General features: G+C 61.8%; 5 protein-coding genes. All 5 read right to left on the bottom strand.

The window, feature by feature from the left end; genetic code table 11:
• A partial coding sequence (locus tag EN893_RS25420) for an isocitrate lyase/phosphoenolpyruvate mutase family protein (RefSeq protein ID WP_206640174.1) occupies positions 1 to 199 on the bottom strand: 199 nt, incomplete at its 3' end.
• Positions 200 to 279: 80 nt separating this feature from the next.
• The gene (locus EN893_RS25415) at positions 280 to 1134 is read right to left on the bottom strand and encodes a hypothetical protein (RefSeq protein WP_127266630.1); all 855 of its coding nucleotides are present in this window, start codon (positions 1132 to 1134) and stop codon (positions 280 to 282) included.
• 72 nt (positions 1135 to 1206) lie between these two features.
• Positions 1207 to 1869, bottom strand: coding sequence for an HAD family phosphatase (locus EN893_RS25410; RefSeq protein ID WP_127266629.1), 663 nt, complete (start codon positions 1867 to 1869; stop codon positions 1207 to 1209).
• Positions 1869 to 2354, bottom strand: coding sequence for a dUTP diphosphatase (gene dut / locus EN893_RS25405; protein WP_128361860.1), 486 nt, complete (start codon positions 2352 to 2354; stop codon positions 1869 to 1871). Before dut ends, EN893_RS25410 begins: the two co-directional genes overlap by 1 nt.
• A 385-nt stretch (positions 2355 to 2739) precedes the next feature.
• Positions 2740 to 3210 carry an Lrp/AsnC family transcriptional regulator gene (locus tag EN893_RS25400; protein WP_127266627.1) on the bottom strand — a complete coding sequence of 157 codons (471 nt, stop codon included), beginning with the start codon at positions 3208 to 3210 and terminating at the stop codon, positions 2740 to 2742.
• Positions 3211 to 3261 lie beyond the last annotated feature (51 nt).

Raw genomic sequence — 3261 nt, 5'->3', positions numbered from 1 at the left:
CCTCGCGGCAATGGTGGATCATCTGGTCGAAGGTCACGGCGCCATCCGGCAGGCCGCGTGAAAAAGCAAAGCCGGCGCTGGTCGTCGCCAGCGCCGTGAAACCGAACGAGGCCAGCAGCTTCGTCGTGCCAATATCCCAGGGATTGGGCATGACGAAGGTCGAGGCATGCAGGTCGCGAAAGATCTTGCCCTTGTCCATGGTAGTTCCCCCATCATGTGCGGTGTGGCTAAGCGGATTTTATCCTGCCCGATTTGACCGGGCAAACGAATGCGGTTGGTTCAGAAGCGATTGGCGTTCTCTCCTGCCAATTTGTCCAGCGCGTCGGAATCCTTGGTGTAGCGCGATGTCTTCTTGTCCCAGTGATAGGTGACGGAGATCTCGTGGGACTCTGGTCTGGGCGGAGTGTCGTCGCAGCTTTCGCCGTTCAGCACAGTAGAGTCGGTCACGGTCACCTTGATGGCGGCATAAGGCTGACCATCGGCAATGCCCTGAAAAGCTACATCCTGCTTGCGGCTGTAGGCGCACAGGTTTTCATCGAACGTATAGATCATGTCGATCGGTTCGAACTTGTCGTCGCGGATCATGATCAGCGGCGTGATCACATAGTTCTGGCTCGAATTGAAATGCGCGCTCATGGTGATGAGGACGTCATCGTTGGCGCCGACGGAAAGCTTGCCCGGTTCGCGGAAATAGGTGCCGCGGTCGAGCGCGACATTGACGGCGTCGAGCAGCTTCGGCTTGGCCGTGATGTCGTAGAGCGCCAGCACAGCATAGCCTTCGGCGCTGTCGGGAGAATCGCCAAGGTCGAACAGCATGGTCAGCCGATCCTTGCCGCCGGCCTTGATGGCGAGCACCGCGGCATTGGAAAAGCCCGAAGTCTCGGGCGGCGAACCGCCGCCGTCCGGTCCCTCGATATGACGCATCTCGATCGGCAACCCACCCCTATAGAAGCCGTCCTTGTCCGCAGCGAGATCCGGAATGACCATCCTCGCGAGGTCGAGATAGGTGACATCCGTGCGGCCGGGCAGAGCGCTGCCGAGCTCCGGAAAGCTGATGGCTTGCGCGCCGGCCGCGGTCCATAGAAACGGCGCCAGCATCAAGGCGAGGATGAGGCGGAGCAGGCTGGGGTTCATGCGTGGCCTCGAGTTGGCGGTGCCAAGCTAGCACGGACAATCGAGGCGTACAGCTGCAGGCTGAAGATCAGGTCAGTGGATCGGCACCAGCCCGGCCAGCTCGCGCATGTCGTCGAACAGGATGCCGCCGGCCTGGATCAGGCCGGCGCGGTCGGAATAGGGATCGGCATGGTAGGAAAACACCCGCATGCCGGCGGCGATCCCGGCCTGCGTGCCGGCGACGCTGTCCTCGATGACGATGCAGTCGGCAGGCGCGAAGCCCATGGTCTTGGCCGCATGCAGGAACAGGTCCGGGAACGGCTTGCCACGGCTGACCATGGTCGAGGAAAACATCGCGTGTTCGAACAGCGGCAGCAGCCCGGTCTGGCCAAGCGTGATGTGCATCTTCGACACCCGGGCCGAGGTGGCGACGCAATAGGCGATACCGGCTGAACGCACGGCTTCGACGAACTCGCGGACGTAGGGGATCGCTTCGACGCCGTGGGCAAACAGGTCCGGCAGGCCGGCGTTCCAGCGATCGACGAAACCGGCGCCGAGCCTGACGCTGGTCTCTTCTTCGATCTCTTTCTGCACCGACGCCATGCTGCGGCCGGAGAAATTCTTGCGGCAATATTCGAAGCTTGTCGGATAGCCGGCAGCGGTCAGCCATTCGGCGAGACGCCGATTGGCCAAATTCTCTGTATCGACCAGAATCCCGTCGCAGTCGAAGATGACAAGCTTAGGCAGTTCAGACATCAGGCGGTGCCGGTCGATCCGAACCCGCCCGCGCCACGCGCCGTACCACCGGCCAGACTGCGCTCTTCCACGGTCGCCTGGGCCACCGCAGCGAAGATGATCTGGGCGATGCGCATGCCGCGCGTCACGGCAAAGTCCTCGTCGCCGAGATTGATCAGCAGCACCTTCACCTCGCCGCGATAATCGCTGTCGATGATGCCGGGCGTGTTGAGGACGGTCAGGCCGTGCTTGAAAGCAAGTCCGGAGCGCGGCCGCACCTGGCCCTCCATGCCTTCCGGAATTTCCAGGATCAGCCCGGTCGGCACCAGAGCGCGCTTTCCCGGAAGGATCAGCAGCGGCCGGTCGTCCGGCACCGCGGCGCGCAGATCCATGCCGGCGGCACCAGTGCTTTCATAGGCGGGAAGGGGAAGTCCTTCAGCATGCGGCAACCTGACGAAGCCGACGGTCGGACCGATGACGGAGGGAGTTTGAAGGGCTGCGCGCATAAAATCGATCCTATCGGCGCGAACGGCGATTCGGTCAACTCGACTGTAATTCTATCAACGGCTTTCTTTTGGGCGGCACTGTGACCTGGTTTCGGGCACAGGAGTTTTGATGGATTTGTTGCGCTGAAGGATTGCATGCTTGGTGATTGGCGAAAACGTCCATGCTTCGTCATCCACGGGCGAGCAAGGAGCGTAGCGACGCGGCGCAGACCCGAGGATCCATGCCGCGACTCCAACGGGTCACGACGGTGCAGAGTTCTGCGCCGTTGCACTCTTGGGTAGGTCACGGCATGGATACCAGGGTCTCCGCGACGCCGCTTCGCGGCTGCTCCGCCCTGGTATGACGAAGTTGGGGAGGCTTCGGCCAAACGCGAACGTAGCGCTACTACCGCAGTTCCATCGGAACGACGGTCGTTTCCTTGATTTCCTCCATCACGAAGGAAGCGGACACATCCGACAGAGCCACCTTGGCGATCAGCCGCTGGTAGAGCCGGTCATAGGCCTTCACGTCGGCGACGCGGGCGCGCAAGACATAATCGAGGTCGCCGGACATGCGGTAGACGCCGGTGATCTCGGGAAAGCCGGTCACCGCCGCCCGGAACTTCTGCAGCCACTCCGGATCGTGGTTGGACGTGCGGATCAGGATGAAGACGGAAAGGCCAAGCCCGAGCTTTTCGGCATCGACCAGTGCCACCCTGCCGGTGATGACACCAGCCTCTTCCAGCCGCCTCACTCGGCGCCAGCAGGCATTGCGCGACAGCGCCACCCGTTCCGACAGCTGGTCGACCGACAGCGTGCCGTCGCGTTGCAGCTCAGTGAGCAATTTCCGGTCGATTTCGTCAATTTCCAGCGTCATGTGGGATTTTTGTCCCAAGGATCACCGAAATACAAGGACATTTTGCTGTCT

Source organism: Mesorhizobium sp. M7A.F.Ca.CA.004.04.2.1 (genome assembly GCF_004022825.1).
In the GTDB taxonomy this organism is placed as follows: Bacteria; Pseudomonadota; Alphaproteobacteria; order Rhizobiales; family Rhizobiaceae; genus Mesorhizobium.
The sequence above is the reverse complement of the archived record's forward strand: the minus strand, read 5'-3'. Positions and strand labels throughout refer to the sequence as shown.